Below are 17,318 nucleotides of genomic sequence, written 5' to 3' on the forward strand. Positions count from 1 at the left end.
TCGGGGCAATCGCGACGGGCGGCCCGCTGTCCGTCACGGACAGCGGGCCGCCTCGGGAGCGGATCAGGCCGACTTCTTGCGGTCGTCGACTTCCTCGAAGTCGGCGTCGACGACGTCATCCTTCGGCTGGCCGTTGGCGGCGCCCGCCTCGGGGCCGCCCTCGGCGCCCTCGGGCCCCTGCGCGTACATCGCCTCGCCGAGCTTCATCGACGCCTGCATCAGGGCGTTGGTCTTGGCCTGGATGGCCTCGACGTCCTCTGCGGCCAGGGCGGTGCGGAGTTCGGCCACGGCGGCCTCGATCGCGGCCTTGTCGCCGGCCGGGGCCTTCTCGCCCAGATCCGCCACCGTCTTCTCGGTGGAATGGATCAGCGCCTCGCCCTGGTTCTTCGCCTCGACGAGCGCCCGGCGCTTCTTGTCCGCTTCGGCGTTGGCCTCGGCGTCCTTCACCATCTTCTCGATGTCGGCGTCCGACAGGCCGCCCGAGGCCTGGATGCGGATCTGCTGCTCCTTGTTGGTGGCCTTGTCCTTGGCGCCGACGTTGACGATGCCGTTCGCGTCGATGTCGAAGGTCACCTCGATCTGCGGCATGCCGCGCGGCGCGGGCGGGATCCCGACGAGGTCGAACTGGCCGAGGATCTTGTTGTCCGCCGCCATTTCGCGCTCGCCCTGGAACACGCGGATCGTCACCGCGGTCTGGCCGTCTTCCGCTGTCGAGAAGGTCTGGCTCTTCTTGGTCGGGATGGTGGTGTTGCGGTCGATCAGGCGCGTGAACACGCCGCCGAGCGTCTCGATGCCGAGCGACAGCGGGGTCACGTCGAGCAGCAGCACGTCCTTGACGTCGCCCTGCAGCACGCCCGCCTGGATCGCGGCGCCGATGGCGACGACCTCGTCCGGGTTGACGCCCTTGTTCGGCTCCTTGCCGAAGAACTGCTTCACCACGTCCTGGATCTTCGGCATGCGCGTCATGCCGCCGACCAGAACCACCTCGTCGATCTGGCCCGCCGAAAGACCCGCGTCCTTGAGCGCCGCCTTGCACGGCTCGATCGTGCGCTGGACGAGATCGTCCACAAGGCTCTCGAACTTGGCGCGGGAGAGCTTCAGCGTGAGATGCTTCGGCCCGGTCGCGTCGGCGGTGATGTAGGGCAGGTTGATGTCGGTCTGCGCCGAGGACGACAGCTCGATCTTGGCCTTCTCGGCCGCTTCCTTCAGGCGCTGCAGGGCGAGCTTGTCGTTGCGGAGGTCGATCCCCTGCTCGCGCTTAAACTCGTCCGCGAAGTAGCTGACGAGGCGCATGTCGAAGTCTTCGCCGCCGAGGAAGGTGTCGCCGTTGGTCGACTTCACCTCGAACACGCCGTCGCCGATCTCGAGGATCGACACGTCGAAGGTGCCGCCGCCGAGGTCGTAGACCGCGATGGTGCCGGCGGTCTTCTTGTCGAGGCCGTAGGCGAGCGCGGCGGCCGTCGGCTCGTTGATGATGCGCAGCACCTCGAGGCCGGCGATGCGGCCGGCGTCCTTGGTGGCCTGGCGCTGGGCGTCGTTGAAGTAGGCCGGGACGGTGATGACCGCCTGGTCGACCTTCTGGCCGAGGTGGGCCTCGGCCGTCTCCTTCATCTTCTGCAGCGTGAAGGCGGAGATCTGCGCCGGGGAGTACGACTTGCCGTCGGCCTCGACCCAGGCGTCGCCGTCGCCGCCCTTCACGATCTTGTAGGGGACGAGCTTCTTGTCCTTCTCGACGGTCGGGTCCTCGAACCGGCGGCCGATGAGGCGCTTGACCGCGAAGAAGGTCTTGTCGGGGTTGGTCACCGCCTGGCGCTTGGCCGGCTGGCCGACCAGACGCTCGCCGCCGTCCGCGAAGGCGACGATCGACGGCGTGGTGCGCGCGCCTTCCGAATTTTCAATGACCCGAGCCTGCCCCCCGTCCATCACGGCGACGCAGGAGTTGGTGGTTCCGAGGTCGATCCCGATGACCTTGCCCATGTGTCCCATTCCTCTTCTCTAACGCGTTAAGCGGACCGAACCGGCCCCGTAGCGGCCTGACGCGAAACGCTCCGGGCGAGCGCCCCTCACGTCCCGTCGGTCCCTTGGAAATTCCGCGGTTTCCGCGGGTCGGCGGGTATATAAGGAGAGGCCCAATAAGCCGCAAGGCGAGAGATGACGCCGGCGTGAGGCGGCCGTGGCGTTGGTCTTGCGGTCGCGCCCCGCTATCTGGACGGCGGATGAAGCATATTCCCGGCTACCTCGACCCCGAGCGTCAGAGCGCCCTGCTCGCGCTGCTGCGCGCGGCCGTCGCCGAGGCGCCGCTGTTCACGCCGACCATGCCGCGCACGGGCAAGCCGTTCTCGGTGCGGATGACCAACCTCGGCCCTCTCGGCTGGGTCTCCGACAAGGACCGCGGCTACCGCTACCAGCCGACCCACCCCGTCACCGGCGCGCCCTGGCCCGCGATCCCCGACCTCCTGCTCGACGCCTGGCGCGAGGTCGGCGGCTACGACCTGCCGCCGGAGGCCTGTCTTCTGAACTGGTACGAGCCCGGCGCGAAAATGGGACTGCACCAGGACCGCGACGAGCAGGACCTCGACGCCCCGGTGGTTTCGCTGTCGCTTGGCGACGCCGCCACCTTCCGCATCGGCGGGACGGCGCGCTCGGATCCCACGCGCTCGTTCCGGCTCACCTCCGGCGACGCCATGGCGCTCGCGGGCGAGAGCCGCCTCGCCTTCCACGGCGTCGACCGCGTGCTCGCCGGCACCTCCGACCTGCTGCCCCGCGGCGGCCGCATCAACCTCACGCTCCGCCGCGTCTCGGCGCGGTAGGATCCCATGCCCGTCGAGATCTTCTTCATCCCGCTTCTGCTTCTAGTGATCTATTTCATTGTCGCGCTCTCGGCCCGTTTCGGCGACATGAAAGACGGCATAACCACAAAATGGAGCGAAGAGCACCTTGGTCCGACACTCCGGTTGTTCGGACCGCTGTTCGGCGCGATGCTCGTGCTGTTCGCTCTCATGGCGTTGTTCGGCGAGTAGCGTCGACGTGTGGACCTGTCGTCGCAGAGCCGCGCTTCACCCCAGGATCAGCCGCACGCACTCGTCCGGCGCGCGGCGACCCTGCCACTCCCGCGGGTTGCCGAGCGAGACCTCGTGGAACGGCACGCCGTCGATCCGACGCTCGGAGCGCAGGTGGAGGTGGCCGGAGACGACCGCGCAGGCGTTGAACCGGCGGTGCCAGTCGGCGGTCAGGCGCGTGCCGCACCAGGGCGCGAAGCGGGGGATGCGCGGGGCGCGCGCCAGCGCCTCCACCAGCGGCCAGTGGTTGGCGAGCACCAGCGGGCCGCCGTCCGCAGCGGCCTCGGCCAGCCGCGCTTCGGTCTCCGCGCAGCGCGCGCGGCACCAGGCGTCGCGGTCGGGATAGGGGTCGGGCCGCAGCAGGTATTCGTCGGCGCAGCCGACGCCGGTTTCCCGCGCCCAGGCCACGACCTCGTCGCGGGCCACGTCGTCCGGGCGGAAGCTGTAGTCGTAGAGCGTGAACAGCGGCGCGATCCGCACCGTGCGTCCGCCGAAGGTCTCCACAGGATAGGGATCTTCCGGCGTCAGCACGCCCCGCGCCCGGCAGAGCGCGACGAAACGCTCGTAGCGCGCGACGCCCCGGAGCGGCGTCCCCGACGGCAGCGCCCAGAGCTCGTGGTTGCCCGGCAGCCAGACCAGCCGCTTGAACTTCGGCTGCAGCGCGTCGAAGGCGAACTGCAGATGCGCCTCGGTCTCGCCGACGTCGCCGGCGAGGATCAGCCAATCGTCCGGCCGCGCGTGGATCTCGGCCAGCGCCGCCCGATTCGCCTCGGCCGCGAGATGCAGGTCGCTGATGGCGTGAAGTTTCATCGCAGGCGTTCCTGCGCGCGACGCGGGGCGCGCGATGAACGGGAGAGTCAGGTGGGCGGCGTGGGGTTTATCACCACAGGCCGCGCCGACGCGCCAGCCGCATCGTCGTGCGTCGGGTCTTCCCGGCGCGCCTCGCCCCGCATGAAAAGGGGGCCGTTCGCCCGAAGGCCGGCCCCCTTTCCAGCAGCGCTCAGCTGCAGCTCAGCGCGGCACGACGACCGTCGTGGACGGCGGCTCTTCGATCGTGGTCGTGGAGGAGCCGCCGCTCGGCTCAGTGGTCTTCGAGCGGGTCACCGACCCGTCGGGGTTTTCCGTCTTGGTCTTGGTGGTCCGTTCGATGCCGTCGTCCTCCACCTTGGTCTTGGAGGTGGATTCGGCGGGCGGATCGGTCGTGATCACCGTCGTCTGGGCCAGCGCGGGCGCGCCGGCCAGTCCGACGGCGAACGCCGCGGCGGCGCACACAGCGCCCAGCGGACGGGCGACGGCGTCGATGTCAAAGCTCTTCACGGTCGTTCTCCTCCTGGGCGGCGACTGAGGCCGAAGCGCCAGGCCGCGCTGAGCCCGCTCCTGGCGTCCCGGAACGAGTCGTCCCGGAAGCCGTGCGGTTTCGACGCGGGCCTTGATCGCTTCAGGTCGGCCGTTCGCCCTTTTTTGCCCTCGCAAAAGAACGATCGGCGCACCGGGAGAGTTCCGAGCCGCAGCGGCGGGTGAACCGAGCCCCGCAAACCGGCTATCCTGCCGCGATGGAGACCACGCTCTACCCGCCCGTCAAAACCTTCCTCGAGACCCTCGGCTTCGCCGTGAAGGGCGAGATCGGCGGCTGCGACCTGCTGGCGCTGCGGGACGGCGAACCGCCGCTGGTCGTGATCTGCGAGCTGAAGCAGCGCTTCAACCTCGACCTCGTGCTGCAGGGCGTCGACCGCGCCGCGGCCTGCGACGAGGTCTGGCTCGCGGCCACGATCGGCCGCGGCCGGGGCGGCCGGGAGCACGACCGGCGGTTTCGGGACCTGTGCCGCCGGCTGGGGTTCGGGCTGCTCGGGGTGACGGCGCGGGGCGAGGTCCAGATCATCCTCAGCCCGGCCGCGCCGGCGCCGCGCCGCGACCCCAAGCGCCGCTCGCGCCTCGTCGACGAGCACAACCGCCGCCGCGGCGACCCTGCGGTCGGGGGCGGCTCACGCGTGCCCATCATGACGGCCTACCGCCAGCAGGCGCTGCTCTGCGCCGCCGCCATGAGCGCGGCCTCCGTCCGGCCCCGCGACCTCAAGGCGGCCGCGCCGAAGGCGGCGACGATCCTCCGGGCGAACGTCTACGGCTGGTTCGTCCGGATCGACCGCGGCCTCTACGGCCTCACCGACGCCGGGCGGGCCGCGCTCACGCGCTGGCCGCAGGACGGCGACGCGGGGCCGGAGTCCGCCGAAGCGGCGGAGTGACCCGCGCGATGCGGCGGGACAGACGTCATTGAAAACTGTGGGACTTCAATCGCCTAGAAAGGCGATGGTGCCCGGAGGCGGACTCGAACCACCGACACGCGGATTTTCAGTCCGCTGCTCTACCAACTGAGCTACCCGGGCAGGGGCTCCACCAAGCCGAGGCGCGGCGGAGCGAGCCGCCTTATAGGGAACAGCTTCCGGCCTGTCCAGCGCCCTCACACCAGGAAAACGCCGACGGCGATCGTCGCCAGCGTCAGCGGCGCGCCGACCTTGAAGTAGGTCCAGAAATCGACGTCGACGCCGAAGGCGCGGGCGCGCTCGGCGACGATCAGGTTGGCGATCGAGCCGACCAGCGTGAAGTTGCCCGCGAGCGTCGAGGCCATCGCCACCACGAGCCAGGCGCGCTGCGGGTCGGCGAGGCCCTTCACGAAGGGCTCCAGCACCAGCACCGCCGGCACGTTGCTGACGACGTTCGACAGCGCCGCGGTGACGAGGCTGAGCACGGCCGTGTCGTCGAGCGCGAGGCGGCCCGCGGCCTTCACCACGTCGGGCGTGATCAGGGCCTTCTCGACGCCCGCGGTGACCACGAACAGGCCTGCGAACATCACCAGCAGCGGCCAGTCGATCTCGGCCCAGACGCGCGCGGGCTTCACCCGGCGCGTCAGCAGCAGCGCGGCGCCGGCGACGATGGCGGCGGTCGCGATCTGCGCGCCCAGGAAGAAGGCCGCGACCATGGCGGCGGCCACCAGCCCGGTCTTGATCGCGAGCGGGCGGTTCACCTGCGCCCGCGCGGCCGCCGCCTCGTCGTCCGCCGGCGCGAAGGCGCCGTTCGAGAGGAACTCGCGGCGGAACGCCACCGCAACGAAGACGATCGTCAGCGCGAGGCCCGCGGCCGCCACCGGCGCGAGCGTGGCCGCGAAGGTCGCGTAGGGCACGCCCGAGAGCGAGCCGATGATCATGTTCTGCGGGTTGCCGGTGATGGTCGCGACGCTGCCGACGTTGGAGGCGATCGCGATCGCGATCGCGTAGGGCACCGGGTTGCGCTTGAGCTTCAGGACGAGCGCCATGACGAGCGGCGTCATGACGAGGCACACCGTGTCGTTGACGAGGAAGGCCGACAGCGCGCCCGCGGCCAGCGCGACCGCGACCAGCAGCGTGAAAGCGTGGCGGACGCGCGCGGCGATGGCGGCGTTCACCAGCGCGAAGAAGCCGGAGAGCTTGAGGTTCGCCACCACGATCATCATGCCGAGCAGCAGCACGATGGTGTTGTGGTCGACCGCGGCGAAGGCGTCCTCCGGGGTGAGCACGCCGAGGCCGACCATCGCCGCGCCGCCCGCGAGCGCCGCCCCCGCGCGGTCGATCCGCACGAAGGGCGCCCGGCCGAAGGCGACGACGCCATAGGTCGCGACGAAGACGAGGACCGCGGCGGCGGTCGTGAGGTCGAACGGCAAGGGCTGAGGTCCGCGGACGACGGCCCAGGGGGCGGGCGCGCGAGGGTCAACCTAGCGCGTCCGCCGCCGCGCGACAGCGCTCCGGCCGTGGGACCGGCGCGCCATGGCGTCTCAGGTGACGATGAAGTCCGTGTTGGACAGCGTCACGGCGCCGCCAAGCGTCGCGAACTGCACCTGGGCCGCGGCGCCCGTGCCGTCCGGATCGTAGTACAGCGAGCGCGTGGTCGCGTCGTAGATGATGCGGTCGTTGGCGTCGCCCGCCGCCGTCCCCAGCCGGAAGAAGCCGGCCGACAGCGTCGCCGCCGCGGTGATCCCGACGAAATTGGCGTTCTCGAGCGAGAACCTGTCGGTCCCCTGGACGAAGTCGCCGACGTAGTCCACGCCCGCCGCGCCCGGGTCGACGTCGAAGCGGAACACGTCCGCCCCGCCCTGCCCGTAAAGCAGATCCGACGCCGCGCCCCCGCTCAACACGTCCGCGCCCTCGCCGCCGTAGAGCGTGTCCGCGCCGGTGCCGCCGCTCAGGGTGTCGGCGCCGAGCGCGCCGTTGAGATAGTCGGCGCCGCCGAGCCCGTTCAGCTTGTCGTTGAAGATCGAGCCGTCGAGCGAGTCGCCGGCGGCCGTGCCGTTCACGGTCAGCCAGGCCGCGTTCGGCGTCGTCAGCGAGACGGTGGACGAGCCGTCCTGGAAGGTGACGCGCTCCACCCGCGCCTGGGCGCCCGTGCCCGCGGCGTACTGGTCCTGGATGGTGACCTGGTCCTCGCCGACGCTCACCACCAGGTCGTCGCCGATGACGCGGAACGAGACGTCCGCCCCGGAGATGTCCGGCGTGAAGCGGATCGAGTCGGTGCCGGTCCCGACGGATTCGACGACCGTGTCGCGGCCGAAGCCCTCGGAGAAGGCGAAGACGTCGTTGTCGACGCCGCCCACGAGATAGTCGTCGCCGAAGCCGCCGGTCAGCAGGTCCGCCCCGGCGTCGCCGTAGATCACGTCGTCCTCGTCGCCGCCGTTCAAGGCGTCGCCGTCCGCGCCGCCGTACAGCGTGTCGGAGCCGACGCCGCCGTTCAGCTGGTCCGCGCCCACCCCCCCGCTGAGAACGTCGGAGCCGCCGGCGCCGTTGAGCGTGTCGTTGAAGATCGATCCGGAGACATTGTCGTTGCCCGAGCTCCCCTCCCGCACGAGCCAGGCGGACTGGACGGACTTCAGGCTCACGCGCGAGCCGTCCGAATGCTGCAGCGTCTCGACCCGCGCGTCGGCGCCGACGCCGGTCGCGAACTGGTCGAGGATGCGGACGCTGTCGTCGCCGTCGGAGATGTAGAGGTCGTCGCCCTCGATCCAGATGTCGACGTCGGCCTTGTCGACGCCGGCGTTCAAGCGGATGAGGTCCGCGCCGCCGTTGACGGCCTCCGAGATCTGGTCGCGGCCGAAGTCGGGGCTGAAGTAATAGACGTCGGCGCCGGCCTCGCCCGCGAGGTAGTCGTCGCCCGCGCCGCCGGTCAGCCGGTCGCCGTCCGCGCCGCCGTAGAGCACGTCGTTCTCGGAGCCGCCGTCGAGATTGTCGACGCCCGCGCCGCCCTGCAGGTTGTCGTCGCCGGAGCCGCCGAGCAGGCGGTCGTCGCCGACGCCGCCGTAGAGCGTGTCGCGCCCGCCGGCGCCGGACAGCGTGTCCGCGAAGATCGAGCCGGTCATGGTTTCGTTGCGGCCGGTCCCCGTGCGGGTGAGCCAGGCGGACTGGACGGTGGTGAGGTCGATCGGGGCGCCCGTCGAGAAGCGCATCTCCTCGACGCGGGCGCTGCTCCCCACCCCGCTCGCGAACTGGTCCTCGACGAAGATCTCGTTGTCGCCGAACTGGATGCGCAGGTCGTCGTTCTCGATGAAGATCTTAACGTTCGCGGCCTTGAGGCCGCCGCCGACGATCAGCGCGTCGGCGCCGGCGTTGACGCCCTCGACGACCCGGTCGACCCCTGACGCGGCGTCGAAACGGTAGGTGTCGCCCTCCGTGCCGCCCGCCAGGTAGTCGTTGCCTTCGCCGCCGGTCAGGTCGTCGACGCCGCTCTCGCCGTAGAGCGAGTCGTTTTCCGACCCGCCGTTGAGCCGGTCATTGTCCGCGCCGCCTGCGAGGTAGTCGGCCCCGCCGCCGCCGTCGAGCGTGTCGTTGCCGGCGTAGCCGTAGAGATTGTCCGCGTCCTCGCCGGGCCGAACGCCCGCCGGCGTGACGCCTGCCGTGACGCTGGCCGGCGTGATGCGGTCAGCGGAGCCCGTCCCTGTAAAGGTGGCCATTTTCATCCCCCGATGAAACGTCTTGCTTTGTTTTAGACGTGCGCCTCAGCGCGGCCCCTCGGCCGTCGCGGCCCATTCGCATCCTCTGGACTGTTTTTGGCAATAGGTAGAATTACGCACCCAGCGCCGGCCGCTTGGCCATGGCCGCGAAACATCACGACCTCCGGTCGAGGATTGCAGCCGCGCCGGCGGGGGTTTGGATGTGTTTTGGAGGCAGGCGAGGATGCGCGGGCGCATCGCGACCGTCTCTGACAGTCTCGGCGTCATGACCGGCGAAGCAGGTCATCCACGACGTGGACGTCGAGCGCTTGAGCAGACGTCATGGATACCCCCGCAACGGTGCGGGCATGACGGGTGTCAGTCCAAGCCGGTCAGGTCCTAGGCGTCCTCGTCGTCGTCCGCCGGCCGTTCGATCTCTTCGGATTCGGCGGTCGGCACGGCGTAGACGCCCTTGAACCAGCGCGACAGATCGATGTCCGCGCAGCGCTTGGAACAGAAGGGGTGATAGTCGGGCAGCGACATCTTCTTGCAGATCGGGCACGGCCGCGGCGACGGCCGGGGCTCTGCCGGGGGCGTGTCGCCGGGGGGCGTCGACGCGTCGGACATGGCGCTCTAGGCCTTCGCCAGCCAGCCGCGGTGCAGCGGATAGCCTTCGCCGACCAGCAGGTTGGCGGTTTCGTACAGCGGCAGGCCGACGACCGCGCCGTAGGAGCCGCTGAGCTTGGCGACGAAGGAGCCGGCGAGACCCTGGATGGCGTAGGCGCCGGCCTTGCCGCGCCATTCCCCGGAGGCGAGGTAGGCGTCGATCTCGCCTTCCGAGAGCCGCTTGAAGCGCACGCGCGTCTCGACGAGGCGGCTGCGCAGCGCGCCCTTGCGGGTGGTGAGGCAGACGGCGGTGGAGACGTGATGGGCGCGGCCGGAGAGCAGGCGCAGGCAGTCCGCCGCCTCCTCGACCGACTCCGCCTTCGGCAGGATGCGTCGGCCGACCGAGACGACCGTGTCCGCGCCGAGCACGAGGGCGCCGGCGAGCTCCGGGTCCTGCGAGGCGAGCGCGGCGCCGGCGAGCGCCTTGGCTTCAGCGAGGCGCAGCGCGAGCGTGCGCGGCCGCTCGTTGCGCTCGGGCGTCTCGTCGAGCGAGGCCGGCAGCAGCGCGTCGGGCTTGGCGCCGATCTGGTCGAGCAGCGCGAGGCGGCGCGGGCTCGCGGAGGCGAGGACGAGTTTGGGGCGGTCGGTCATCGGCGGTCGATCATGGACGACGCACGCCCCCGAGGCGCTCGCCCCTCAGGCGCTTGCGCGCCGCGCTCACTTGAAGCGGTAGGTGATGCGGCCCTTGGAGAGGTCGTAGGGCGTCATCTCGACGAGGATCTTGTCGCCCGCGAGCACGCGGATGCGGTTCTTGCGCATGCGGCCGGCGGTGTGAGCGATGATCTCGTGGTCGTTCTCGAGCTTGACGCGGAACGTCGCGTTCGGCAGCAGCTCGATCACGGTGCCCGGAAACTCGAGCAGTTCTTCTTTCGACATGTGATCTCGACAAGTGCGACGGCTGGACGCCCCTGAAATCCAGGCGCAGCCGATCGGAGCGTGACTTAGGAGAGCGCCTGATACCGGAAATAACGCGTTTCCACAACTCGTCCGACACAGGAGCCCTTCTTCGCGACGCATCGAAAGCCGAACGCGGGGATCCCTCCTCGCGCCGAAGGCGTGGGGAGGGTGGCCCGGCGCGCAGCGACGGGTCGGGTGGGGGCCTTCGGACGTCAAACGGCGTCGGCGGAGCTTCGTCCTGAGCCCCACCCCACCCGGCCGGGCTTCGCCCGTCCACCCTCCCCTGTCCCAGGGGAGGGATCGCCCGCGCCCTCTTAGCGCGACGCGCGGGAGCCCCCCTCGCGCCGAAGGCGTGGGGCGGCCCGGCGCGCAGCGACGGCTCGGGCGAGCGGCGGCGGCGTGGCCGCTACACCCGCGCCGGGGCGGCGTAGCGGAAGCGGTCCCGGATGCGGTCGATCAGGCTGTCGCGCATGGCGCGGTAGGCGTCCATGGTCTGCTCGCGCGAGCCGCCGGCCGCGAGCGTCGGATCCATCGTCGGCCAATACTCGACCTCGACCGGCAACCGGCGCGTCAGCTCCAGCGCGGCGTGATGGGCCTCCGGCGCAAGCGTGATGATGAGGTCGAAGTTCAGGTCTTCGAGGTCGTCGAGCGTGTGCGGGCGGTGCTTGCCCAGCGTGAGGCCCACCTCGTCGAGCGCGGCCTCCGCGAAAGGGTCGTTCTCGCCGGGCCTGACGCCGGCGGAGGCGACGTAGAGCGAGCGGCCGAAGTAATGGCGGGCCAGGGCTTCCGCCATCGGCGATCGGATGACGTTCTGTCCGCACATGAACAGAACCGATTGGGGACGCCCCGGCTCAGGACCGCCCGACACCGCCGCGTCAGCCCTTCCAGCTCAGGGCTGCGATCAGCGTGAACAAGCGGCGCGCGGTGTCGTGGTCGAGCGCGATCTTGCCGTCGAGCCGTTCCGCGAGCAGCTGCGCGCCCTCGTCGTGCAGGCCGCGCCGGCCCATGTCGATCGCCTCGATCTGGCTCGGGCTCGCGGAGCGGATCGCCGTGTAATAGCTCTCGCAGATCAGGAAGTAGTCCTTGAGAAGCTTGAGGAACGGCGTCAGCGACAGGAAATGCGTGACGACCTCCTCGCCCGACACCCGGCGCACGTTGAGCGCGAGCTTGCGGTCGATCAGCGCGATGTCGAGCTTGAACGGGCCCTCGCCGCCCCCGATCGGCTGGAACGCGTTGTCCTCGACCAGGTCGTAGATCGCGACCTGCCGCTCGTGCTCGACCTCGGTCGCCGCGCGCCCGATCGACGCGTCGTCGATGGTGACGGCGACGAGTTTGGCTTTGGGGTCGCGTCCGCTCGGGCTCATGGCCGCATCCTATCCGGTCGCGACGCTCAGTTCATGCGGATCGAAACGGAGCGGGCGTGCGCGTGGAGGCCCTCCGCCTCGCCGAGGGCGATGGCCGCGCCGCCGAGCGCCTTCAGCTGCTCCGGCCCGCAGCGCAGGATCGAGGTGCGCTTCAGGAAGTCGAGCACCCCAAGGCCCGAGGCGAAGCGCGCGGTGCGGGCGGTCGGCAGCACGTGGTTCGATCCGCCGACGTAGTCGCCGATCGCCTCCGGCGTGTGAGCGCCGAGGAAGATCGCGCCGGCGTGGCGGATGGCGTCGGAGAGGTCGTCGGCGTCCTCCGCGACGATCTCCAAGTGCTCGGGCGCGATGCGGTCGGCGAGCGCGGTCGCCTCGTCGATCTGGCCGACCAGGATGATCGCGCCGAAGTCGCGCCAGCTCGCGCTGGCGATGTCCTTGCGCGGCAGAACCGCAAGCTGGCGCTCGACCGCCGCCTCGACAGCGTCCGCGAGGCCGGCGTCGTCGGTGATCAGGATCGACTGGGCGGAGGCGTCGTGCTCGGCCTGGGCCAGCAGGTCGGCCGCGATCCAGTCGGGATTGCCGGTCTTGTCGGCGATCACCAGCACCTCCGAGGGGCCCGCGATCATGTCGATGCCGACGGTTCCGAACACCCGGCGCTTGGCGGCGGCCACATAGGCGTTGCCGGGGCCCACGATCTTGGCGACCGGCTTGATGGTCGCGGTGCCGTAGGCGAGCGCGCCGATGGCCTGCGCGCCGCCGACGCGGAACACCTCGTCCACGCCCGCGAGCTTGGCGGCCGCGAGCACCAGCGGCGAGAGCTTGCCGTCCGGCGCGGGCACGACCATCGCGAGCCGGTCGACGCCCGCGACCTTGGCGGGCACCGCGTTCATCAGCACCGAGGAAGGATAGGCCGCCGTGCCGCCGGGGACATAGAGACCGACGCTGTCGAGCGCGGTCCAGCGGTGGCCGAGCTCCACGCCGATGTCGTCGCGGTAGGTCTCGTTCGCCGGCATCTGGCGGCGGTGGTGGGATTCGATCCGGTCGCGCGCGAAGGTCAGGGCCTTCAGGGTCTCGGGGTCGCAGTCGGCGGCCGCGGCGTCGATCTCGGCGTCGGTGACCTGCAGGCCGACCGCTTCCAGGTCGACGCGGTCGAACCGCTTGGAGAGCTCGATCAGGGCCGCGTCGCCGTTGCGGCGGACCTCGTCGAGGATCGTGGCGACCACGGCGTCGACGTCCTCGGAGACCTCGCGCTTCATGGCGAGCAGGGCGGCGAAGCGGGCCTCGAAATCGGCGTCCGCGGAGGACAGGCGCAGGACCATGGGGCGTCAGGCCTCGTCGAGGTCGTGGGTGGGCTCGGCCTTGGCGGCCCAGACGGGTCCGAGATCGGCGGCGCGGGCTTCGACGCACTCGACCTCGAGCCGCAGGCTGGCGTCGCCGGAAAACACCAGCTCGATCGCGCCCGAAGGCGCCTCGTCCGGAGCGAAGCCGATGGCGAGCAGGTTCAGCACGGCGTCCGGACGGGAGCGGTCGATGCCCCGAGCCCTCACCGCGGTCACCCGCTCGAAGTGGCCGGCGGTCCGCCGGCGCCGGGCCTCGCCCTCGACCCGAAGGTCGAGCCGGTTTCCGACGAAGGCGAAGCGCTTCTCCGCCGGCAGGAAGACGAGATCGCCGACCTTGACCACGAAGTCCTGGAGATGGGCCGACAGCACGGCGAGGTCGTCCTCGTCGAGGGCGAGCAGCTTGAGCGGGGCGTCGGCGTCGGGATCTGTCATCGGTCCAGCCGGTTGCGTCGCAGGAGCGGACGGTCGCGCACAGGTAACCGCCGGGACGCGGATCGGCAACCTGCCGTTACCCCGACGTTAACCCCGGCGTAACCGGAGTTAACCTGAAACGCGCTCGATCAGCGCGCCGCAGCGCGACAGCTTGGCCTCGAGCCGCTCGAAGCCGCGGTCGAGGTGGTAGACGCGGTTGACCATCGTCTCCCCCTCCGCGACCAGCCCCGCGATCACCAGCGAGACCGAGGCGCGCAGGTCGGTCGCCATCACAGGTGCCCCTGTCAGGCGGTCGACGCCCTCGATGGTGGCGGTGTCGCCGTCGAGGTGGATCCGGGCGCCGAGGCGGGCGAGCTCCTGCACGTGCATGAAGCGGTTCTCGAAGATCGTCTCGGTGATCGTCGAGGAGCCTTTCGCCTTTGCGGTCAAGGCCATGAGCTGGGCCTGGAGGTCGGTCGGGAACCCGGGATAGGGCGCGGTGACGACGTTGACCGGCGCGATTCCGTGGCCGTTGCGGGTCACGCGGACGCCGTCGTTCAGCTGCGTCACCTCGGCCCCGGCCTCGACCAGCACGTCGAAGGCCGCGTCCAGCAGGTCGCGGCGGGCGCCCTCCAGCACCACGTCGCCGCCGGCCATGGCGACCGCGATGGCGTAGGTGCCCGTCTCGATCCGGTCCGGCAGCACGCTGTGGCGGGCGCCATGGAGCCTGTCGACGCCGGTGATCACGATGGTCGAGGTCCCTGCGCCCTCGATCTTCGCGCCCATCTTCACCAGGCATTCGGCGAGGTCGACGATCTCCGGTTCGCGGGCCGCGTTCTCGATGACGGTCTCGCCCTTGGCGAGAGAGGCCGCCATCAGCATCACGTGAGTGGCGCCCACCGAGACCTTCGGGAACACGACGCGGCCGCCCTTGAGGCCGCCCGGGGCCTTGGCGATGACGTAGCCGCGGTCGATCTCGAGCTTGACGCCGAGCGCCTTCAACCCGTCGAGGAAGAAGTCGACCGGACGCGTGCCGATGGCGCAGCCGCCCGGCAGCGACACCGTCGCCTCGCCCATGCGCGCGAGCAGCGGCCCGATCACCCAGAAGCTCGCCCGCATCTTGGAGACGAGGTCGTAGGGCGCCGTGGTGTCGACGATCTCGGAAGCCGTGAGCCGCACGGTCTCGCCGAGGAACTCGTCCTGGCCGGCCCGCTTGCCCTCCACCGTCACCTCGCAGCCGTGGTTGCCGAGGATGCGCTTGAGCATCGCGACGTCGGCCAGGCGCGGCATGTTGTCGAGGATCAGAGTCTCGTCGGTGAGCAGGCTCGCGATCATCAGGGGGAGCGCGGCGTTCTTCGCGCCCGAGATCGGGATGCGGCCGACGAGCGCGGGGCCGCCGACGATGCGGATGCGGTCCATGGATTCTCCTCGAAGCGCCGCGAAGAGCGGAACGGCGCGAAACCCGCGGTCTAGCGCAAGCGCCGGGCCGGCACAAACGCGCGACGACGCCGAGCTGGGTTTCCGCCTTAGCGGCCTTCGCCGTCCGGGCTCTCCGGCGCGCGGCGGGCGCGCGCATGGGCTTTGCGCCGCTTGAGGTTTTCCCGAAGCGCGGCCGCGAGTCGCTCCCTCCGCTCGGCCTCGCGGCGCTCGGCGTCCGAGGTGCGGCTGGTGCGGTTCGGGTCGGCCTGGTCGGTCATGGCGCGAGATTTAGCCGGCCCGGGGCGATCGCGGAAGGGTCAAGGCGCCACCCGGTAGGCGCGCAGCTTCGCCTCCGGGCCGAGATCGATCGGCGACAGCCAGACCGGGGTCGCGCCGGCGAGCAGCAGCCCGGACAGCCCGAGCGGATGTGCCGTCGCCTCGGCGCGGACGCCTGCGGTCGGACACACCACCACGTAGCGCGCCCTGCGCGACAAGGCGACGGCGCGCGCCGTCTCGTCGGTGCCGGTCGCGGCCTCGATCCAGGCTTCGAGCCCGCCGACGTTGCGGTGATAGGGCGCCGCCAGCGCGGAGAGCTGGCTGAAGGCGAGGATGTAGGAGCCGCTGTCGATGTCGTTGAGCGCGAGCCCCGGCGTCAGCCGCCGCAGCGCGCGGTAGTCGGCGGGCGGGCAGGCCGCCGCCCCGGCGCCCGTGGCGGGCGCGGACCATCCGGCGGCCTCCGCGGCGCCCAGCGCCACGACCGCGATCGTCGTCGGGTTGAGCGCCAGCAGAGCCAGGCCGCCGCGGGTGCGCGCGATCGCCACGACGGCCGCCGCGAGGAAGGGGATCCCGATGCCGAGGCTGAAGGTGACGCCCCGCACCTGCCAGAGCGCGACGAGGCAGCTGACGCCGAGCACCGCCGCGCCGGTCCAGATGCGCCAGCGCCGGGCCGGCTCGCCGCGCAGGCAGAGCCAGACCGCGGGCGCGAGGCCGGCGAGTATCGAAAGGCCGAGAGCGAGCGCCGGCGCCGGCTCCGTCGCGGCGAAGGCGACGGCGGTCCGCGCCTCCGCCACGTGGTCGAGCCATTCGGCCCGCACCAGCGCGGGAACGGCCGCATAGGGGTCGCCCAGGCAGTCCGGCGCGATTAGGGCGACCGTGACGATCACCACCACCCCGACGATGCCAAGCGCCGCGAACCGCGCGGGGGCCCCCTCCCCCGGGCTTCGGGTGGCGAGCGCTAGGCCGAGACCCCCGACCGCCGCGGCCGCGAGATGCGCAGGCCCTAAGGCGTCGCAGACCGGGAGCAGCCATCGCGACGGCGCGACGTCGACGAGGAAGGCCGCGCAGGTGGCCCCGAAGAAGGCGAGGCCGAACACCGCCGCGCCGTCCCGGACGTCGTCGCCGGTGCAGCCCCAACGCAGGGCGATCGCGGTCGCAACCGCCGCGACGGCCGGCAGGGTCTCCATGCCGATCGCAAGCATGGCCGCGCCGGCGAGGCCCCCGCCGATCGCCGCAGCCCGTGATCGGTCGAGGTTCAGGGCGCAGGCGAGCATGACCAGCGCCAGCGTGAGTTGCGCGCCGTGATGGTCGATCATGCCGGGCGCGTAAAGGAGCGCGATTCCCGGGGACAGCACGAACAGCAAGGCCCCGAGCACCGCGGCGCCGCGGCCTCCGAGCGCGCGGCTGATGGACGCCACGGCGACCAGCGCCGGAAGCAGCGGGATGGCGGGCCAGAGCGTAAGCGTGAGCCGGAGCGCAGTCTCCTCGGCGAACAGCCGGCCAAAGCCGGACAGCAGGACGGCGATGGGAAGGTCGATCAGGCGAGACCAGTGCATGAACACGCCGTCCGGCGGATTCAGCCGACGCTGCGTCAGGTCGTACCAACCCTGGCCGCCGAGAAAGTCGCGCACCTCCGCGAGGCGCATCGCGTCGTCGGTCGAGAGCGCCTCGACCACCCGGCCGTAGCCGGCCGCACCCGCCGCCAGCGCCATCACCAGCCAGATGAACAGCACGAGGCGCATCTCCGAGCGGTCGTCGCCCTGGAGAAGCACCCTCGGCCGCTCATTTGCGAGCGGCGCCGCACCCGCCATCGCCATTCTTCGATCTCCTGCCGCGGGGCATTGTGCTTAACGAGCCTTAGGAAGCGGTGAACGCGAGGAGATCGTTTCGCGGGCGTTCGGGCCGGGCTATGCTCATGTTCAAGCGCCGGGACGAAGCGCGG

Annotated in this window: 18 protein-coding genes and 1 tRNA gene; 3 read left to right on the forward strand and 16 right to left on the reverse strand. The window is 71.0% G+C overall.

The features are described from left to right. Positions 1-63 precede the first annotated feature (63 nt). The gene (gene dnaK / locus JOD31_RS15655; protein ID WP_204951348.1) at positions 64-1,977 is read right to left on the reverse strand and encodes a molecular chaperone DnaK; all 1,914 of its coding nucleotides are present in this window, start codon (positions 1,975-1,977) and stop codon (positions 64-66) included. Between the two features lie 239 nt (positions 1,978-2,216). Here dnaK and JOD31_RS15660 point away from each other — a divergent pair, with 239 nt between their 5' ends. Both JOD31_RS15660 and JOD31_RS15665 read left to right on the forward strand, forming a co-directional pair. Continuing rightward, complete coding sequence (locus JOD31_RS15660; protein ID WP_204951349.1) at positions 2,217-2,810, forward strand: alpha-ketoglutarate-dependent dioxygenase AlkB; 594 nt, start codon at positions 2,217-2,219, stop codon at positions 2,808-2,810. Between the two features lie 6 nt (positions 2,811-2,816). Continuing rightward, positions 2,817-3,020 (forward strand): hypothetical protein, encoded by a 204-nt coding sequence (locus tag JOD31_RS15665; RefSeq protein ID WP_204951350.1) that lies wholly within the window; start codon positions 2,817-2,819, stop codon positions 3,018-3,020. A 36-nt stretch (positions 3,021-3,056) separates the two neighbouring features. Here JOD31_RS15665 and JOD31_RS15670 read toward each other — a convergent pair whose 3' ends face one another. Further along, positions 3,057-3,869: a metallophosphoesterase family protein gene (locus JOD31_RS15670; protein WP_204951351.1), complete on the reverse strand. Its 813-nt coding sequence runs from the start codon at positions 3,867-3,869 to the stop codon at positions 3,057-3,059. 201 nt (positions 3,870-4,070) lie between these two features. Further along, complete coding sequence (locus JOD31_RS15675) at positions 4,071-4,376, reverse strand: hypothetical protein (protein ID WP_204951352.1); 306 nt, start codon at positions 4,374-4,376, stop codon at positions 4,071-4,073. 236 nt (positions 4,377-4,612) lie between these two features. Between JOD31_RS15675 and JOD31_RS15680 the strand changes: the two genes are divergently transcribed. Further along, positions 4,613-5,299 carry a DUF2161 domain-containing phosphodiesterase gene (locus tag JOD31_RS15680; RefSeq protein ID WP_204951353.1) on the forward strand — a complete coding sequence of 229 codons (687 nt, stop codon included), beginning with the start codon at positions 4,613-4,615 and terminating at the stop codon, positions 5,297-5,299. 65 nt (positions 5,300-5,364) lie between these two features. On the opposite strand, the gene JOD31_RS15685 is transcribed toward JOD31_RS15680, so the two are convergent. From JOD31_RS15685 to JOD31_RS15745, 13 genes are all read right to left on the reverse strand, one after another. After that, positions 5,365-5,440: transfer RNA gene (locus JOD31_RS15685), tRNA-Phe, on the reverse strand. Between the two features lie 74 nt (positions 5,441-5,514). Continuing rightward, positions 5,515-6,750: an SLC13 family permease gene (locus JOD31_RS15690; protein ID WP_204951354.1), complete on the reverse strand. Its 1,236-nt coding sequence runs from the start codon at positions 6,748-6,750 to the stop codon at positions 5,515-5,517. 111 nt (positions 6,751-6,861) lie between these two features. Beyond that, entirely contained in the window at positions 6,862-9,027 is a 2,166-nt protein-coding gene (locus tag JOD31_RS15695; protein WP_204951355.1) for a calcium-binding protein, read from the reverse strand. A 378-nt stretch (positions 9,028-9,405) separates the two neighbouring features. Further along, positions 9,406-9,633, reverse strand: a complete 228-nt coding sequence (gene yacG, locus JOD31_RS15700) for a DNA gyrase inhibitor YacG (RefSeq protein WP_204951356.1) — start codon at positions 9,631-9,633, stop codon at positions 9,406-9,408. Between the two features lie 6 nt (positions 9,634-9,639). After that, the gene (locus JOD31_RS15705) at positions 9,640-10,263 is read right to left on the reverse strand and encodes a Maf family nucleotide pyrophosphatase (protein ID WP_204951357.1); all 624 of its coding nucleotides are present in this window, start codon (positions 10,261-10,263) and stop codon (positions 9,640-9,642) included. Between the two features lie 66 nt (positions 10,264-10,329). Next, positions 10,330-10,548 (reverse strand): translation initiation factor IF-1, encoded by a 219-nt coding sequence (gene infA, locus JOD31_RS15710; protein ID WP_020186778.1) that lies wholly within the window; start codon positions 10,546-10,548, stop codon positions 10,330-10,332. Between the two features lie 427 nt (positions 10,549-10,975). Next, positions 10,976-11,392, reverse strand: coding sequence for an arsenate-mycothiol transferase ArsC (locus JOD31_RS15715; RefSeq protein ID WP_204951358.1), 417 nt, complete (start codon positions 11,390-11,392; stop codon positions 10,976-10,978). 52 nt (positions 11,393-11,444) lie between these two features. Then, positions 11,445-11,933: a UPF0262 family protein gene (locus tag JOD31_RS15720; protein WP_020186780.1), complete on the reverse strand. Its 489-nt coding sequence runs from the start codon at positions 11,931-11,933 to the stop codon at positions 11,445-11,447. A gap of 26 nt (positions 11,934-11,959) precedes the next feature. Further along, positions 11,960-13,249: a histidinol dehydrogenase gene (gene hisD, locus JOD31_RS15725; protein WP_204951359.1), complete on the reverse strand. Its 1,290-nt coding sequence runs from the start codon at positions 13,247-13,249 to the stop codon at positions 11,960-11,962. Positions 13,250-13,255: 6 nt separating this feature from the next. Further along, positions 13,256-13,702 (reverse strand): DUF2948 family protein, encoded by a 447-nt coding sequence (locus tag JOD31_RS15730; RefSeq protein ID WP_204951360.1) that lies wholly within the window; start codon positions 13,700-13,702, stop codon positions 13,256-13,258. A gap of 108 nt (positions 13,703-13,810) precedes the next feature. Next, positions 13,811-15,100, reverse strand: coding sequence for a UDP-N-acetylglucosamine 1-carboxyvinyltransferase (gene murA / locus JOD31_RS15735; protein ID WP_204951361.1), 1,290 nt, complete (start codon positions 15,098-15,100; stop codon positions 13,811-13,813). A 107-nt stretch (positions 15,101-15,207) separates the two neighbouring features. After that, positions 15,208-15,378, reverse strand: a complete 171-nt coding sequence (locus tag JOD31_RS15740; RefSeq protein WP_204951362.1) for a hypothetical protein — start codon at positions 15,376-15,378, stop codon at positions 15,208-15,210. A gap of 39 nt (positions 15,379-15,417) precedes the next feature. Continuing rightward, positions 15,418-17,193 (reverse strand): hypothetical protein, encoded by a 1,776-nt coding sequence (locus tag JOD31_RS15745; protein ID WP_204951363.1) that lies wholly within the window; start codon positions 17,191-17,193, stop codon positions 15,418-15,420. Positions 17,194-17,318: the final 125 nt, after the last annotated feature.

The organism is Methylopila capsulata (assembly GCF_016907975.1).
In the GTDB taxonomy this organism is placed as follows: Bacteria; Pseudomonadota; Alphaproteobacteria; order Rhizobiales; family Methylopilaceae; genus Methylopila; species Methylopila capsulata.

Coding starts and splice junctions, on each gene's coding strand:
- hisD (WP_204951359.1), bottom strand. CDS start 13,249: ATGGTCCTGCGCCTGTCCTCCGCGGACGCCGATTTCGAGGCCCGCTTC.
- JOD31_RS15705 (WP_204951357.1), bottom strand. CDS start 10,263: ATGACCGACCGCCCCAAACTCGTCCTCGCCTCCGCGAGCCCGCGCCGC.
- dnaK (WP_204951348.1), bottom strand. CDS start 1,977: ATGGGCAAGGTCATCGGGATCGACCTCGGAACCACCAACTCCTGCGTC.
- murA (WP_204951361.1), bottom strand. CDS start 15,100: ATGGACCGCATCCGCATCGTCGGCGGCCCCGCGCTCGTCGGCCGCATC.
- JOD31_RS15730 (WP_204951360.1), bottom strand. CDS start 13,702: ATGACAGATCCCGACGCCGACGCCCCGCTCAAGCTGCTCGCCCTCGAC.
- JOD31_RS15745 (WP_204951363.1), bottom strand. CDS start 17,193: ATGGCGATGGCGGGTGCGGCGCCGCTCGCAAATGAGCGGCCGAGGGTG.
- JOD31_RS15695 (WP_204951355.1), bottom strand. CDS start 9,027: ATGGCCACCTTTACAGGGACGGGCTCCGCTGACCGCATCACGCCGGCC.
- JOD31_RS15660 (WP_204951349.1), top strand. CDS start 2,217: ATGAAGCATATTCCCGGCTACCTCGACCCCGAGCGTCAGAGCGCCCTG.
- JOD31_RS15715 (WP_204951358.1), bottom strand. CDS start 11,392: ATGTGCGGACAGAACGTCATCCGATCGCCGATGGCGGAAGCCCTGGCC.
- infA (WP_020186778.1), bottom strand. CDS start 10,548: ATGTCGAAAGAAGAACTGCTCGAGTTTCCGGGCACCGTGATCGAGCTG.
- yacG (WP_204951356.1), bottom strand. CDS start 9,633: ATGTCCGACGCGTCGACGCCCCCCGGCGACACGCCCCCGGCAGAGCCC.
- JOD31_RS15665 (WP_204951350.1), top strand. CDS start 2,817: ATGCCCGTCGAGATCTTCTTCATCCCGCTTCTGCTTCTAGTGATCTAT.
- JOD31_RS15670 (WP_204951351.1), bottom strand. CDS start 3,869: ATGAAACTTCACGCCATCAGCGACCTGCATCTCGCGGCCGAGGCGAAT.
- JOD31_RS15720 (WP_020186780.1), bottom strand. CDS start 11,933: ATGAGCCCGAGCGGACGCGACCCCAAAGCCAAACTCGTCGCCGTCACC.
- JOD31_RS15740 (WP_204951362.1), bottom strand. CDS start 15,378: ATGACCGACCAGGCCGACCCGAACCGCACCAGCCGCACCTCGGACGCC.
- JOD31_RS15680 (WP_204951353.1), top strand. CDS start 4,613: ATGGAGACCACGCTCTACCCGCCCGTCAAAACCTTCCTCGAGACCCTC.